We start from the raw sequence: 15,051 nt of genomic DNA, 5'->3' as shown, positions 1-15,051 counted from the left end.
GCACAAACTTACTTGTGCTCTTTTTCATATGCTTCAAACAACATATCTCGAAACAATGTATTTAAACTCTCAATATCGATTCCTGATCCCTTTTCAATTCCTTTTACATATTGCTGATAGTAATGAATTTGTTCTTCTAAAAATTGATTTAGCACCTTAATTTTCAATCCAACATCTAATTCAGTACCTGCTTTTTTCTTTATTAACAACTTTTCAATTTCATCTAATACGCTACGTTCTAATGATAATTCTGTAATTAATCGGTCAAATTCTACAGGAGGTAAAGTCGTTTTCTCTTCTAGCCACTTACAAGCTAAAATGGGACGTAATACATAAAAGTACTTTTTCAGCTTTACATTCTCACCTTGCAAAAATTCACGATAATTTTTCGACGCCATATGTAAATAATGATATATCGTTGCTTTTGGATCAAAATTCTTCTCACTCATCTGTTGAAGTAGTTCTGGAAAATTAGAGTTTTTCGAATAAAAAATTGGTGATCGAATCCACTCAAGTAAAGCTGGATTCGACTTCGCGAATAGTTGCAACGCCTTTTTAATATCCCAACCACTTATATCTAAATCATCACTAATTGGATATTCAATTACATCTCGTTTGTCATGAATTGATAAATACCATTCTACCGGATGTATATAAACAAACCTAACATCATAATCACTATCTTTCGATGGAAACCCCCAAGCACGACTCCCTGATTCCACCGCAAATAAAATTTTCACATCATTCTCTTTTTCAATTCTTTCTAACTCCAACTCGATTTTCTCTCTCATTGCATAACACCTCCATTTTTTGATTATTTCCTTGGAAATTCGACAAATACAATACTAATTTTACTACATACTAAAAAAACTGTCAGAAATTACTGACAGCCTAATGAAACGTCTATTGTTGCTTTTCAATTACAGTAGCAGCAATTCGTTCAAACTCTTTTTGAATCTCCTCTTTATATGCATCTACTATTGAAAAATCCATAGCAGCAATATAAATTCGTTCTAATTTATCACGAACCGATTTTGCTTTCGCTAAGAAAGACATCGCCTCATTCATTTTTGCTTTATATTGAATGGAAACATCACGAATTTCCTTCGCATATTTCTCATCCGTCCCTGGCGTAACAATAAGGGCATACATATCAATAATTTCATCACCCTCGCGACTTGGAAAATATTCATGTGGTGCGGTGCTATCAAAAATTGCAAAGCCTAATTCTCTTACGATAACCATATCAAGACTATGCGGGTCAAATCCGCAATGATATACTTCAACTTCAAATCCTTTTTCTTCAGCTGCCTTAGCTAACTTTTTGAGCATCGTTGATTTTCCAGAGCCTGGGCGCCCTTTTATAAAATAACGATGTGGTAACCCTTCTGTTAAATTAGGAACAAAATCAACTGCTCCTTTCGGTGTAGCAGCTCCTAAAAAACGATGTTTTACAAGCGATTGTCTCCCGTTTTTATCTGCAAATAATTTCTGGATTAGCTGATTGGTTAGTTCATTTGCTTTATTAAAATCTATATTATCAATATATATCTTCTCCCACTCATCATGTATAACCAATGCCTCTTTAAAACGTGCGTAAGCAGACTGAAAAGCTTTGCTTGCTTCTGAAACAAATCTTTCAATTTCTAACTTCTGCTTTCTTAGTTTATCTGAGTCCCAAGCAATTCCTAAATTTATATACTCTTCAACAACTCCTGGCATTTTTGGCTCAATAACATGCGGCGATGTCCCATCAACAATTCCTGCTTTTAATTTTGGGATAATTACACCATCAACCGATTTATTATCAGAAGAACAATGCAAAAATTCAATATCATATCCTTTTTCAATCCATTCACGACCTATTGCCTTTATTAAAGAAGATTTTCCCGTTCCTGGGCCACCCTTTAAGATAAATAATCTGTCTAATCCTTTTAAATTCTCTTCGTATAAATTGTGAAATCCCCTAGCTGTATTACCACCAGCATAATAATTTAATATATTTCCTGTCACTGCACTCACTCCTTCGCAGCATTCTATTTACATAAGCTACAATATGCGAGCAGCTTTATTTGGGTGAATACCTATTTTGTATTGCACGAAAAAAGGAAATGAATTACAATTTAACTATCGGAAAATTCCGATTTTAAAAACTGAATACTTCTTTATCAAGAGAGGCAGAGGGACCGGCCCTTTGAAGCCCAGCAACCTCAGTTTATACAAACTGAATAGGTGCTAATTCCTGCAAAATGCATTGCATTTTGGAAGATAAAACTCAACTAGCATGTAAAGCTCATCTTTCTTGATACTGAAGGATGAGCTTTTTATTATTTGAAAAACATATATTGGAGGTATGTAAAATGAAAGTAATTGATCTATCGCAAACATTTGAAAATAATATGTCTCAATTTCCTGGAACACCTAAAATACAACTAGAAGCTGTTACAAGTGTTGAAGAATCAGGCTATCAAGTTACAGATTTTCATTCTGTCGTTCATGTTGGCACGCATTGTGATGCCCCTGCGCATTTTATTTCAGGCGCAACGACCATCGATCGATTACCGCTGGATCAATTTGTAGGCGAAGCTGTTCTTATAGATGTAACACATATTCAAGAACGCAAATTACCTAAGGCAGTATTGCATAATGCTGATATAAAAGAAGGTGATATTGTTATTTTTCATTCTAATCTATCCACCAAATGGAATACAGAAGCTTATGAGAAAGAAGCATTTTATCTTTCTGAAGAATTAGCTAAAGAACTAGTGCGATTAAAAGTAAAATCTATCGGTTTAGATTTCATTTCTCCTGATGAAGTCACAACAGAAACATCACCGATTCATCACATATTACTAGGGAATAATATTTACTTAATTGAAAACTTAACAAATCTAGATGCTATCGAAACAAAACGTTTCTTTTTCTCAGCAGCACCTTTAAAAATTAAAAATAGTGACGGTGCTTTCGCAAGAGCATTTGCTGTTATTTTTTAAACACAGCCTATAAAAAAAGCAAAGGCCACTATTGGTCTTTGCTTCTATATTTTCTATTTAAATTAAGAAAGAATTGTTCCACACGGGGACGCACCCAAGCTAAACAATCTATCTCTTTCTTCTTTGTGCAAGCTATCTCTTCTCCATCTACCATTTCAACAAGTTCTAGTTCTAACAGTTGCCTCGTGAATGCTAACATATTCACTTCTTCGGATGGATACTCTTCTTTTAATTTCTCCTCAATTTCCCCCAATAAAAAACCGTCACGCATCATTGCCAATGCATCAATCCAAAGTGGCGGCATTTCATATTTTTCTCCTGTAATTGTATCTTTTACAATATAATTCTTTTGCTCTTTTCGAAATTGAATCGTGTGTAAACATACAGTCGAATTTAATGTTAATTCCATCATACCACCTCTTTCATAATATCTGCATAGAAAAAAGGATGCGTGTGCACCCCTTCTTATCTTTTCATAACACCACTGAACCGCTACATGAGCAATCAATCTCATGTCGATATTTTCCTCCATTATAAACGAAGTATTTTATAAAAAAAACCCTTCTTGAAACATTTTATAAAATGTTTATATTTACACAACAAGAACACTTTTCTGAAAAATCTTTTCTCCCAATACATTAAACGGTCGGCAGAAAAATTTCTACTTTCGTTCCTACTCCTAGACTACTTTGGATCGTGATACTCCCTTGATGTTCCTTAATAATTTTATATGTAATCATTAACCCAAGTCCTGTACCAGTCTCCTTTGTTGTGTAAAACGCCTTGCCGATTTTTTCTAACTTCTCATTCTCTATACCAAATCCTTGGTCTTCAACAGAAATACACAAATGTCCTTGCGTTTTTTGATATGCACGAATATGAATTTCTCCACCCTCTGGCATTGATTCTATTCCATTTTTAATGATATTTAATAACACTTGTTTTAATTGCTTGTCATCACCGTTTATAGCCGGTAAATTCCCATCTACTTGTAAATGACATTTAACTCTATATTGCGTTGCATAACTTTCCATTAGATGCACAACATATAGAAGGATGTCTCGTATATTACACCTTTCATAATTTGTTGGCTTTGGTTTTCCTAACAACATCAATTCACTAACAAATCCATTAACCCTTTCAATTTCTTGTAGCATAATGTCGTAGCTCATCGTATCAGTTGGATTTCTTTCTTTTTGCATTTGCGTAAACCCTTTTAACGCTGTTAGCGGATTTCGAATTTCATGGGCAATTGTTGTAGACATAGTCCCAATCACAGCTAAATTTTCCGTCTCTTTCATATTGTTCATCATTTCAACCACTGTTCTTACATAAGATTGAAATCGTTTTAATAAAGAATGTGAAATAATGAAATAGAATATACATAAAACAAGTGGAATTACCACTTTTAAATCTTGTAATAGCAATGTGAAAAATACGTACTTTCCAATTACACTAAAGGACACTAAATAAAAGTATTTTCTATTCACGAAAACTGGGGCAAATAAAATTAATAACATTTCTACCATACTACCATGTTCAAAAGGTCTATCCGTTCGCAAATAAATCATTAAATTATTCACAAGATTGATAAACATGTACCCAAATAAAAATAAATATTTTACAGAATATACATACCCTCTTTTTTGAAGATATATAGAAATAGGAAATAATGCTATTACAAATATAGGCACACCTATCCCAAGACTACCTTCTGGCCAACCTACCGCTGTTCCACTAATATTCATAGCAGGATATACAAAATAATATATAGCGTCATATAAAAAGAATATAATATAAAATAATAATATAAATACCTTTAAGGCTCTTCTTTCTTCATAAATCAAGCTCTTGTATTTATTCATATAAAAACTCCCCTTGATCGATACAAAAAACTTTCATTGTTATCTCCTTAAAGTATAAGTATGAAATTGCTTTCAGGGCAATATTTAACCTTATAATAATGAAAGGAAGGAGATCTCTCCTTCCTTTTGGTAACAACTTACATCCATCTTACCCTGTCATGTAACAATCCATCCGTAAAATTATTATGCCCTATTACAAAATCCTTCATATATAAATTTAAATACTCACCGTACTTACTTTCTGTATTTAATAACAACTCCTCAACGTAATAAGCACCTTGTTCAAATTGATCTAAAAGTAAACTGGACAAGCCCGCATAAATCCCGCACCCTACTTGAAAATACGTTGCATTCGTTTTATATTTACGAAAAACTTGGCTACTATTCATCACATTATACATATATGTCTCACTATTTTCATAAACGAGTAACACACCGACCAAGTCCTCTCCAGCAACCTCTTCTTCCGCTGGATTAAACACTTTACGATTCCAGTTCCATAAATCTTCTACTTGATCTAAGTTCTGTCTAATTATATTTGTTGTATACTCATTAATTCGGTAAAGAAAACCAACTTCCATATTAAAGTTTTTCCCTAAAATTAATACTTCCTCATGTGGCATTAAACAACCATAGAATTCTTTTTCTCCTAACTTCACTTTATACTCTGAAGCATATACATCTTCATAAAAGTAAAGAGGACGATGATGACTCATATACATCGGATAACTCCAGATTGCTTCATCTAAAAATCGCTCTACTGCCCATGAAGCATAAAGTGTATGTGGCTTTATAAGTGCTGTATCATTCAAAAACGATGTGTCATGTTCTACAATATAACATGCTCTTGGCCTTTCATTTGGTCGTTCCTTCATAAGCTCAACAACCATCCATTGAACAACACCTGGATTCATACCTGAACCTATAATCGCTTTTGTATTTGTAAATTTCTCTTTCTCCTTCTCAAACCTTGTATATCTTTCCGTAAGCTGAAAGCCGATTAAGCTATCGTCCTGATCTACTGCCTCATTTTCCAAGGCTGAGTTAATATAACAAATTCCTAGTTCATTACAGCAGCTTAATACTCTAATTGTATCTGCCCCTGAAACATCAATCACAACACTCGTTCTTTTTTCTTTTAAATGTTGTTTAAATTCCACTACATTTTGAAGGTTTATTTCATATAAATATAATTGACTTTTCAAATTCGAAAACAACTCATCATAATAAGTCCTATCTTTTTGTTTTATATCCACCAAATGAAATTTGGCATTCTTTAATACTTCATAAATTGGATCTTTTTCATTTGCTATCGCTTGATTTAAAATTGCTAAAACTGCTTTTGCTGCTCCACCAGCACTACCAAGCAATGTAATTGATAACGAATTCGGAAACTGCTCCACAAACAAAACCCCTTTAATAAATTAGTTGAGCAGCTCCTCCTCAAAAAATAAATTGAATACATAAAAAGATAGCTCGTACACAATTTTTATAAGTTAGTGTAAAGTTACCTTTTAAAAAATCACACTATACTATGTTTATATTCAATTCATTTTTCCCCTCATCTTCAAATTAAACTAAAACAAATAGGCTCGACCTTTTCTTCTGCATATAAAAGAAAAAGTCAGCCCTTCCAACTAATCTACGGACAATGGACGGATTTTACATGTTGAATATTCACATACATTTTTGCATCACGTGCTTTTGATATTTCAATATGACCTTCATCAATTTTCGCCATTTTTCCAATTTTATTGGACTCCTCACCTAAATCAAACACCATAATTTTCCCAGTCATTTTAATAAGCTGTTCTTCAAATGTTCTAGCTAATGTAATATTTAACGGATTTACGGGGAGTTCATTTTTATTGAGGGCATACGGTACTTGGTTTTCTTTATACGGAATTAACCATTTTAAATGCTTTAAAGATATATATACCGTTTTATAAACCGGACTATAAAAAACAATATAGTCGTTCATCACACTTGTAACATAACCATGTATTGGAGCATTTCCTGCTACATAAACTTCTGTAAAAATCCCTTTAGAAGTACTTAATACTTTTCTCAAAGAAATTGAAGGGGATTCCCTCTTAATTACAGAATCAACATCTGGTTTTAGTATGTCTTCGTCATGTGGTCTTAAAAATTTATAGTATTGTACATGATATAAAGATATATATACATAGTCTTGTCCATTGTAAAGAACAATAATGTCATTTCCTACGTCTATTAATACACCTTTAAATCTTTTTTCACCGATTAATTTAACATATATATTTTCCCCAATACTTTTGTTTAACTCATTCATCTATATCCTCCTTCCTATAAATTTCAGCTTTCCTATCTTCCATTTCAAAAAAATAATCAGGGCAATGTTCTGTCTTAATAGTAAGTAATTCCTTTTCATACTATCGAAATAAGAAATTGTTCTTCTCTTTCCCTCATAATGCCCCTCTTATTTATTAAACATTATTCATCTTCATTCTTTTTACATTTCACTACTTGACTCACACTCTTAATATGATAATTAATGATATAAATAACTTCATCACCGTTTACTAGCGTAATACATTCTTCATGCACTTCACTTAATAGGCCTTCTACACACTCTGGGCCGCCACGGTTAATCTTTACCCACTTATACTTCAAGTCACGTAATACATCGACAAAAGTATCATCATCAGAGCAGAAACATGAAACATAGCCATCGCCACATTTACTTTCTTTCACTTTCTTAACTAGACTCTTCACATGTTTCAATTGGTAATATACTAATTCACCAAGAGGAAGTTGTAATGTAAGGTAATCTCTTCCTAACGATACAAGTACCCCCACTCGACTCTCTGGTCCACGAAGATTTACTTTTACAGTCTCACCGACTAAGCCTTTAATTTGTTCACAGTATAATATACTTTCCAAATTTGTATCCTCCTTTCTTATTATCTTCCTCTTCTTGACTGTCTTTGTGCGCGAGCTCGACCCGAATCATCACTTTCACTATTGCTTTCACTGTCGCTTTCTTCGCTTTCTCTACAAGCTACTGCGACACTCTTAATATGAGATACTGCAACTAATATAACTTCTTCTTTTACAATTAGTGTCACAAATTCACAAGAAACATCTTGTAAAATACCTTCAACTTTCTCTGGGCCACCACGATTAATTTTCACCCAGCAATATTTGAAGCTTTGAAGTAACTTTTCAAAGTCATCTTCACATTCACATTCCAACCATCTGCAATCATCTGCTTTACAATCTTTCGCATTTTTTGTAATACTTTTCAGATGACGAATCTGATAGTAATAGAGCTCTCCTTTTTCATTCTTTAATACAAAGTAATCCGAACATACAGCGACTATTGTCCCTTTTTGAGATTCTGGACCACCCCTGTTTACTCTCACAAAAGATCCAATTAAGTCTTTCAGAAAATCACAATGAAATAAACTCACGAGAAAACCCCTTCCATTAATTTATAAGCTTTTGCACTGATAGTATATGTATCTGTACAGGTTACGTTCTCTATGTTTGTCCTAGCTAGAAAAAAATATGCTTTTAACATGGTAGACTACTACCTATCAAAATTTGAAGAAAGGCTAAAAACTCCTTATGTTTTTGATATCTTCAAACAAAAAATCCCTTATGAATATACATTTCTGCATATCTTCATAAGGGATTTTCCATAGTTTAATCTTCGTCTTTAACATCCATATCTTCTGGAATTGGTTCGTTCAATATTTCTTCCACTAATTGCTTATATTTCTCCATTTGTTCTAAATGTGTATTAAATTGTTCTTTATTTACTAAATATTGCTCTCCATCGAATAGCGCACGAATTTTCTTTTGCTGAATTAACTCTTCAATATACGATTTTGGTAAATTCAAATACTCCGCAGTCTCTTCTACTGTTATATACAATGCGTTCATTCCTTTATTATTTTTTCATCTATACTGTATCTTACTTTACTTTATTTTTGTAAACAAATAAAAAAGATTTTGTAAATGCAGTTCAAAAAGCAGGTAGATGCATTCCATATATTGTATAGTATTATATAGTAAGAATTTTTTAAATATAGAATGGTATTACCCATTTACACAAAGGAGAGTTAACATATGGCTACTCGTCACATCATTACAATGTTAGAAAAAACACTACAAGTTGAAACAGAAAACACAATTTCTCATTTGAATGTATCTTTATCTGATCGTTTTCTTTCTCAAAGCACAGCAATACATGAAAACAATTGTTATCATACAATTGGTGAATGGTACAAAAATCATTTCTTATTCCAACAAGATGATTTCCTTTGGGCTAAATATGCTTTCTATGACGCATATTGTGAAGCCATCAAAAAACAAGGCCATCTTACAAAACGCGTCCGTCAAATATTAGAATCATTGGCTCGAAAACATGGAAAACAATATATTGCTTCTATACTAAATATGCCATTTCCTAATGAACGCGCTAAAGGGACAGCGTAATTTGGCCATGTTCTGCGTAAGCAAAACATAGCTAAATTGTTTTCTAAGATGCTTTACCAATAAAAATGTTCATATCATATGAACTGATGAAACCGGTGTCATTATAATGATTGAAAATATAGTAAACAGGAAAACCCCCACGTACATCTCTCATCCATTTGAATAGAGAAGTATGTGGGGGTATACTTGTTCCTTATTATTTTATCATCTGCTTAATCAGTTCGCGATTTCTCTTCTTAAATACTTCATTATGAGAAGAAACCATTCCGTACTCACTTGCATCTGGTTGGATAAATTGCTTTGCTTTATTCACAGCATTTCCAGCATCTTGGAATGCACCTGCAATTAAGTGTAGTTTCCCTTCGTGCTTTAAAATATCTCCAGCAGCATATAATCCATCTACTGAAGACTCACTATTTGCATTACCTGCAATATAATAATTATCTATAATTGCAACGTCTAACTCACTATTTTCTAATAATGTAATGTCGCGTTCATATCCATGATTAATAATAACTTCATCAATAGGTAAGTGAGAAACCTCACCTGTTTCATGATTTGTTAATTCTACATATTCGATCGCTTCATGATTATCACCAGCAATTAATTTTGTAATCGATGTATTAAAGAAACACTCCGCTGAGCTGTTCATAAGTTGTTTTACTTGTGCTTCATGACCAGATAATTCTTCTTTTCTATAGGTTACGTACACTTTTTTCGCAATTGGTTCCAATTCATTTGCCCAATCAACAGCAGAATTGCCTCCACCGGAAATAATAACTGTTTTACCTTTGAAACGCTTTAAAGATTTAACTGTATAATTTAAATTCGATACTTCAAATCGCTCAGCACCTTCAATAGATAACTTTTGCGGTTTCAATATACCACTTCCTGTTGCGACGATAACTGTTTTTGAAAAGTGTTCTTCGCCAGTACTTGTTTTTAATGTAAAAGTACCATCTTGATTACGAATAATCGATTCTACTTTTGTATCTAATACAACTTCCGGCTTAAATGTTAACCCTTGCTGTACAAGTTGTTCAATTAACTTATCACCTGTAACCGGCAATAGTCCTCCTACATCCCAAATCATTTTTTCCGGATACACATGTATTTTTCCACCTAAATGTGGTTGAAATTCTATTATTTTTGTTTTCATTTCTCTGAGTCCACTATAAAAAGCTGAATAAAGCCCTGCAGGTCCTCCGCCTATCACGGTTACATCAAACAATTCTTCTCGATTCATTCGTGCTCACTCCTCAGCTATTAATCATTGATTATCATTCTCAATAAAATATAACCTGTTTCCGCAAAATTTACAATCAAAATTACTATTGACAATACACCTATATAAAATTATATTATTTAAAGAATCAATAGTGATAATCATTATCATTTTGTTAATAATTAGCAAATTTGAGATTACATCTTCTTTCATTAATATGGTTAATACTATATTATAAAATCTCATATTCAAGATTTTTAATAAATCATTTTGCTTTACCACTACTCTTTCAAAAAGATTACAGTTAAACAAATTATTGTATACACATATCATCTATGTTAAAGGAGAAAGACGATGAAAAAGTTATTTATTTCACTAACAGTTCTTTTCGTTCTTGTTATGAGTGCTTGTAGCAATGGCTCTACAGACAAAAAGAACGATGCAAAAGGTAGTAAATCAGAAACAATTACATACCAATCTGAAAATGGTAAAGTAGAAGTTCCTGCAAATCCAAAACGCGTTGTTGTACTATCATCATTCGCTGGTAACGTAATGTCATTAGGTGTAAATCTTGTTGGGGTAGATTCATGGTCTAAACAAAACCCACGTTTTGATAGTAAACTTAAAGATGTTGCTGAAGTATCAGATGAAAATGTTGAAAAAATCGCTGAACTAAATCCAGATTTAATCATTGGTTTATCAAATGTTAAAAATGTCGATAAGTTAAAGAAAATCGCTCCTACTGTAACATACACTTACGGAAAAGTTGATTACTTAACACAGCATTTAGAAATTGGTAAGTTATTAAACAAAGAAAAAGAAGCAAAAACTTGGGTTGATGAATTCAAGAAACGTGCACAAGAAGCTGGTAAAGAAATTAAAGCAAAAATCGGTGAAGATGCAACAGTTTCTGTTGTAGAAAACTTCAACAAACAGCTTTATGTATACGGCGAGAACTGGGGCCGCGGAACAGAAATTCTGTACCAAGAAATGAAATTAAAAATGCCTGAAAAAGTAAAAGAAAAAGCATTAAAAGAAGGTTATTACGCATTATCTACTGAGGTATTACCTGAATTTGCTGGTGATTACTTAATCGTAAGTAAAAACAAAGATACTGATAACTCATTCCAAGAGACAGAATCATATAAAAACATCCCAGCAGTAAAAAATAATCGTGTATATGAAGCAAACATGATGGAATTCTATTTCAATGATCCACTTACATTAGATTTCCAACTAGACTTCTTCAAGAAGAGCTTTCTTGGTAAATAATACAAACATGAGGAATTCTTAATTTAAGAATTCCTCTTCCTTTATTCTATGAACAGAAAAGATGTGAAACGAATGACAAAAGATCATGATAATCCACGTTCTATAGCTTTTACATACAAACTAATTTTAAGCTTAATTGCATTCTTTCTTATTTTTATGGTTGCAATGGTATTAGGTGCTGCAGATACTTCGATAAAAGATGTATGGTTAGCACTCACTTCCTCCGCTAAAGGAGACAAAATATCTATTATTCGAGAAATACGTTTACCACGTGAAGTTGCTGCTATTTTTGTAGGAGCTGGATTAGCCGTTTCTGGAGCAATTATGCAAGGATTAACACGAAATCCACTTGCGGACCCTGGATTATTAGGGCTATCTGGTGGAGCAAATGCTGCGCTTGCACTAACACTTGCTTTCAATCCTTCCATCAGCTATCTTTACTTAACGTTAGCTTGCTTTATCGGTGCTGCAATTGGCGCAATGATGGTATTTGGAATTGGTATGGTGAAAAAAGGCGGCCTTTCTCCTCTTCGAATTGTATTAGCGGGTGCTGCAGTTTCAGCATTTCTACTCGCAATTTCAGAAGGAATTGGCATTTACTTTAAAATTTCACAAGATGTATCACTTTGGACTGCTGGGGGCGTAATTGGAACAACTTGGAGCCAATTAAAAATTATTATTCCAGTCATTTCAATTAGTATCTTTATCGCTATCTTACTAGCAAAAAAATTGACAGTTCTTAGTTTCAGTGAGGAAGTGGCTATTGGACTAGGTCAAAAAATTATTGTTATTAAAACTATTTTATTTATCATTATTATCTTACTTGCAGGTGCATCTGTAGCGCTTGTTGGAAATATGGCATTTATCGGTTTAATGGTACCTCACATGGTACGCCCAATTGTCGGTCCAGATTACCGATTTGTTATACCGATGTCAGCAATTGCTGGAGCTTCCTTTATGCTACTTGCAGATACAATCGGACGTACTATTAACGCTCCGTACGAAACACCAGTTGCGGCAATTGTCGCGATTGTAGGATTACCATTCTTCCTATTCATTGTACGTAAAGGAGGAAAAACATTCTCATGATGCAATCTATTTTAAGAAAACAGCGTCTCATTATACTCGCTTTACTTATAGTAATCATCACAACCATTGTAGTTGGAATGGGACTTGGTTCAGCATCTTTATCTTATGATCGACTACTCCCAACATTAATGGGGCAAGGGACTTTTAAAGAGGAGTTCGTTTTATACTCTTTAAGACTACCTAGAATTGTCATTACATTATTAGCTGGTATGGCTCTCGCTTTATCAGGGGCTATTCTGCAAGGAATTACCCGAAATGATTTAGCTGAACCTGGTATTCTTGGTATTAACTCTGGGGCTGGTGTTGCTGTTGCTATTTTCTTTTTATACTTTCCAATAGACGTAGGTTCATTTCTTTACTTACTACCTGTCGTTGGATTTATTGGGGCATTTCTGACAGCTGTTCTAATTTACGTATTTTCATATAGTAAATCAACTGGACTTCAACCAATACGATTAACATTAACTGGTATCGGTTTTGCATTTGCACTATCTGGAGCGATGATTGTCCTTATTTCATCCGCTGATCGTATGAAAGTGGACTTTATCTCAAAATGGATTGCCGGAAACATTTGGGGAGATGACTGGACATTTGTTTTAGCAATACTTCCATGGCTAATTGTATTAATCCCATTTGTCTTCTATAAAGCAAATCGATTAAACATTCTAGCATTAAACGAACCGGTCGCAATCGGTGTTGGAATTGAAATTGAAAAAGAACGAAGATACTTATTAATCGCAGCCGTTGCACTTGCTGCCGCTGCTGTTTCCGTAACAGGAGGAATTAGCTTTATTGGACTAATGGCTCCTCACATCGCAAAATCTTTAGTAGGTCCAAGGCATCAAATATTCATGCCTATCGCCGTTTTAATTGGCGGATGGCTATTATTATTAGCAGATACAATTGGACGAAATATCGTTGATCCTAATGGCATTCCAGCAGGTATTGTCGTTGCTTTAATTGGGGCTCCTTACTTTATGTATTTGTTGCTTAAGAAAGCGTAAAAACATCCTCAATTTTGAGGATGTTTTTTCCTTTCGTTTCCTTCTCCTAACCCTTTATTCACCATTCATATTTCCTACCTCAATACAATTCCTGAACAAAATATTTTTGATTATAAACTCTATTAATGTTATATTATCACATATAACTTTTACGTTTTAAGGAGTATCGTATAATGAAAGCTATTTCTATTATTCTTATCTTAATTGGAATTTTTGGTATCTTAATGGGCGGAATGATGTTCGGAGATATCGGTATTGCTGCAATTATTGGTTCATTAGCAGCACTATTCTCAGGAATCGGTTTTTGGAAATTAGATTCGCAACTCAAAAATATATCTAAATAATTAAAATCCTAAAATGGCCATGGAAGAATATATATTCTTTCACGGCCATTTTAATACACATTGAATAACATTTCCGTTAGATTTCTACTGTTGCCCATACCCTTCAAACTTCTTCGCCAAATTCTCCATCTCGTCTTCTGGCAGTAACTTCGGTTCTCCGACGCTTTTTGTTTGATAATAAATTTGAGCACAAAACTCAATCTCTTCTGCAATAGTAAACGCCATTTTTATATTATTTGCCCCAGCAATTAAACCGTGATTCGCAAGTAACACTGCACGGCGATCAATCATGCCTTCAAAAGCAGCATCTGCTAATTGCTTCGTACCAAATGTCTCATACGGCGCACAGCGTACATTCGGGCCTGCAAAAGCAATTAAATACGATACTGCAGGAAGTTCCCATCCTAATGATGCAATCGTCTTTGCATAAGGAGAATGTGTGTGTACAAGCGCATTTATATCTTCACGCTTTCTATAATAAATAAGGTGCATATCTAGTTCACTTGATGGCTTTCTTTCTCCTTCTACTACTTCACCATCTAAGTTTAATATAACTACATCTTCAGGCTTTGTTTCATAATAATCTAAACCACTTGGACTAATCGCAACAAGACCTTGTTCACGATTAAAGATACTAATATTACCTCCCGTCCCCTTTGTTAAACCACTAGAAATCATTTTCTTTCCATACGCTACAATTTCTTCTCTTTCTTTTTGTAATAACATATACATCCCCCTAAGTATGAAGCTTATGATGACTGACTTTTATATTTATCT

At 33.6% G+C, this 15,051-nt stretch carries 17 protein-coding genes and 1 riboswitch; of the genes, 6 read left to right on the top strand and 11 right to left on the bottom strand.

Translation table 11 applies throughout. The annotated features are described in order from the left end of the window. Positions 1-8: 8 nt before the first annotated feature. Both ACW0JX_RS02070 and ACW0JX_RS02065 read right to left on the bottom strand, forming a co-directional pair. Entirely contained in the window at positions 9-791 is a 783-nt protein-coding gene (locus tag ACW0JX_RS02070; protein WP_001208237.1) for a nucleotidyltransferase domain-containing protein, read from the bottom strand. A 112-nt stretch (positions 792-903) separates the two neighbouring features. Beyond that, entirely contained in the window at positions 904-2,013 is a 1,110-nt protein-coding gene (locus ACW0JX_RS02065) for a PRK06851 family protein (RefSeq protein ID WP_069354883.1), read from the bottom strand. Positions 2,014-2,162: 149 nt separating this feature from the next. Continuing rightward, positions 2,163-2,275: riboswitch (SAM riboswitch) on the top strand. An 85-nt stretch (positions 2,276-2,360) separates the two neighbouring features. Here ACW0JX_RS02065 and ACW0JX_RS02060 point away from each other — a divergent pair. Continuing rightward, positions 2,361-2,993: a cyclase family protein gene (locus ACW0JX_RS02060; RefSeq protein WP_053565367.1), complete on the top strand. Its 633-nt coding sequence runs from the start codon at positions 2,361-2,363 to the stop codon at positions 2,991-2,993. Between the two features lie 28 nt (positions 2,994-3,021). Here the strand turns inward: ACW0JX_RS02060 and ACW0JX_RS02055 are convergent, their stop codons facing one another. From ACW0JX_RS02055 to ACW0JX_RS02025, 7 genes are all read right to left on the bottom strand, one after another. Continuing rightward, positions 3,022-3,402 carry a hypothetical protein gene (locus ACW0JX_RS02055; protein ID WP_000424116.1) on the bottom strand — a complete coding sequence of 127 codons (381 nt, stop codon included), beginning with the start codon at positions 3,400-3,402 and terminating at the stop codon, positions 3,022-3,024. Positions 3,403-3,631: 229 nt separating this feature from the next. Beyond that, positions 3,632-4,858: an ATP-binding protein gene (locus tag ACW0JX_RS02050; RefSeq protein WP_001046109.1), complete on the bottom strand. Its 1,227-nt coding sequence runs from the start codon at positions 4,856-4,858 to the stop codon at positions 3,632-3,634. Between the two features lie 137 nt (positions 4,859-4,995). Then, on the bottom strand, positions 4,996-6,261 hold the full coding sequence (locus ACW0JX_RS02045; RefSeq protein WP_000434728.1) for a hypothetical protein: 1,266 nt from the start codon (positions 6,259-6,261) through the stop codon (positions 4,996-4,998). Positions 6,262-6,500: 239 nt separating this feature from the next. After that, positions 6,501-7,169 carry an LSm family protein gene (locus ACW0JX_RS02040; protein ID WP_089170326.1) on the bottom strand — a complete coding sequence of 223 codons (669 nt, stop codon included), beginning with the start codon at positions 7,167-7,169 and terminating at the stop codon, positions 6,501-6,503. A gap of 161 nt (positions 7,170-7,330) precedes the next feature. Continuing rightward, the gene (locus ACW0JX_RS02035; RefSeq protein ID WP_459245290.1) at positions 7,331-7,780 is read right to left on the bottom strand and encodes a spore coat protein; all 450 of its coding nucleotides are present in this window, start codon (positions 7,778-7,780) and stop codon (positions 7,331-7,333) included. A 20-nt stretch (positions 7,781-7,800) separates the two neighbouring features. Then, positions 7,801-8,310 (bottom strand): hypothetical protein, encoded by a 510-nt coding sequence (locus ACW0JX_RS02030; RefSeq protein ID WP_000051528.1) that lies wholly within the window; start codon positions 8,308-8,310, stop codon positions 7,801-7,803. Between the two features lie 235 nt (positions 8,311-8,545). Further along, a complete protein-coding gene (locus ACW0JX_RS02025; protein WP_001998970.1) occupies positions 8,546-8,785 on the bottom strand; it encodes a helix-turn-helix domain-containing protein in 240 nt (79 codons plus the stop codon). A 186-nt stretch (positions 8,786-8,971) separates the two neighbouring features. Here ACW0JX_RS02025 and ACW0JX_RS02020 point away from each other — a divergent pair, with 186 nt between their 5' ends. Then, positions 8,972-9,340: a hypothetical protein gene (locus tag ACW0JX_RS02020; RefSeq protein WP_000235474.1), complete on the top strand. Its 369-nt coding sequence runs from the start codon at positions 8,972-8,974 to the stop codon at positions 9,338-9,340. Between the two features lie 196 nt (positions 9,341-9,536). Here ACW0JX_RS02020 and ACW0JX_RS02015 read toward each other — a convergent pair whose 3' ends face one another. Beyond that, positions 9,537-10,586 carry an NAD(P)/FAD-dependent oxidoreductase gene (locus tag ACW0JX_RS02015; RefSeq protein ID WP_001078267.1) on the bottom strand — a complete coding sequence of 350 codons (1,050 nt, stop codon included), beginning with the start codon at positions 10,584-10,586 and terminating at the stop codon, positions 9,537-9,539. A 333-nt stretch (positions 10,587-10,919) separates the two neighbouring features. Here ACW0JX_RS02015 and ACW0JX_RS02010 point away from each other — a divergent pair, with 333 nt between their 5' ends. The 4 genes from ACW0JX_RS02010 to ACW0JX_RS01995 all read left to right on the top strand — a co-directional run bounded on the left by ACW0JX_RS02010 (position 10,920) and on the right by ACW0JX_RS01995 (position 14,274). Beyond that, the gene (locus ACW0JX_RS02010) at positions 10,920-11,837 is read left to right on the top strand and encodes an iron-hydroxamate ABC transporter substrate-binding protein (protein WP_459245289.1); all 918 of its coding nucleotides are present in this window, start codon (positions 10,920-10,922) and stop codon (positions 11,835-11,837) included. 48 nt (positions 11,838-11,885) lie between these two features. Next, positions 11,886-12,926 carry a FecCD family ABC transporter permease gene (locus ACW0JX_RS02005; RefSeq protein WP_423116775.1) on the top strand — a complete coding sequence of 347 codons (1,041 nt, stop codon included), beginning with the start codon at positions 11,886-11,888 and terminating at the stop codon, positions 12,924-12,926. Next, positions 12,923-13,930 (top strand): FecCD family ABC transporter permease, encoded by a 1,008-nt coding sequence (locus ACW0JX_RS02000; RefSeq protein WP_095691485.1) that lies wholly within the window; start codon positions 12,923-12,925, stop codon positions 13,928-13,930. The genes ACW0JX_RS02005 and ACW0JX_RS02000 overlap by 4 nt, the downstream gene beginning before the upstream one ends. Before the next feature lie 173 nt (positions 13,931-14,103). After that, entirely contained in the window at positions 14,104-14,274 is a 171-nt protein-coding gene (locus ACW0JX_RS01995; protein ID WP_000644466.1) for a hypothetical protein, read from the top strand. 84 nt (positions 14,275-14,358) lie between these two features. On the opposite strand, the gene ACW0JX_RS01990 is transcribed toward ACW0JX_RS01995, so the two are convergent. Further along, entirely contained in the window at positions 14,359-15,000 is a 642-nt protein-coding gene (locus tag ACW0JX_RS01990) for an L-fuculose-phosphate aldolase (RefSeq protein ID WP_000926548.1), read from the bottom strand. Between the last annotated feature and the right edge of the window lie 51 nt (positions 15,001-15,051).

Source organism: Bacillus sp. C-3-6 (assembly GCF_054509685.1).
The sequence above is the reverse complement of the archived record's forward strand: the minus strand, read 5'-3'. Positions and strand labels throughout refer to the sequence as shown.

What these genes read in the sequence shown, in the direction of transcription:
- ACW0JX_RS02005 (WP_423116775.1), top strand. Translation starts at nt 11,886, where the DNA reads ATGAACAGAAAAGATGTGAAACGAATGACAAAAGATCATGATAATCCA.
- ACW0JX_RS02010 (WP_459245289.1), top strand. Translation starts at nt 10,920, where the DNA reads ATGAAAAAGTTATTTATTTCACTAACAGTTCTTTTCGTTCTTGTTATG.
- ACW0JX_RS02020 (WP_000235474.1), top strand. Translation starts at nt 8,972, where the DNA reads ATGGCTACTCGTCACATCATTACAATGTTAGAAAAAACACTACAAGTT.
- ACW0JX_RS02025 (WP_001998970.1), bottom strand. Translation starts at nt 8,785, where the DNA reads ATGAACGCATTGTATATAACAGTAGAAGAGACTGCGGAGTATTTGAAT.
- ACW0JX_RS01990 (WP_000926548.1), bottom strand. Translation starts at nt 15,000, where the DNA reads ATGTTATTACAAAAAGAAAGAGAAGAAATTGTAGCGTATGGAAAGAAA.
- ACW0JX_RS02015 (WP_001078267.1), bottom strand. Translation starts at nt 10,586, where the DNA reads ATGAATCGAGAAGAATTGTTTGATGTAACCGTGATAGGCGGAGGACCT.
- ACW0JX_RS02070 (WP_001208237.1), bottom strand. Translation starts at nt 791, where the DNA reads ATGAGAGAGAAAATCGAGTTGGAGTTAGAAAGAATTGAAAAAGAGAAT.
- ACW0JX_RS02060 (WP_053565367.1), top strand. Translation starts at nt 2,361, where the DNA reads ATGAAAGTAATTGATCTATCGCAAACATTTGAAAATAATATGTCTCAA.
- ACW0JX_RS02050 (WP_001046109.1), bottom strand. Translation starts at nt 4,858, where the DNA reads ATGAATAAATACAAGAGCTTGATTTATGAAGAAAGAAGAGCCTTAAAG.
- ACW0JX_RS02055 (WP_000424116.1), bottom strand. Translation starts at nt 3,402, where the DNA reads ATGGAATTAACATTAAATTCGACTGTATGTTTACACACGATTCAATTT.
- ACW0JX_RS01995 (WP_000644466.1), top strand. Translation starts at nt 14,104, where the DNA reads ATGAAAGCTATTTCTATTATTCTTATCTTAATTGGAATTTTTGGTATC.
- ACW0JX_RS02040 (WP_089170326.1), bottom strand. Translation starts at nt 7,169, where the DNA reads ATGAATGAGTTAAACAAAAGTATTGGGGAAAATATATATGTTAAATTA.
- ACW0JX_RS02000 (WP_095691485.1), top strand. Translation starts at nt 12,923, where the DNA reads ATGATGCAATCTATTTTAAGAAAACAGCGTCTCATTATACTCGCTTTA.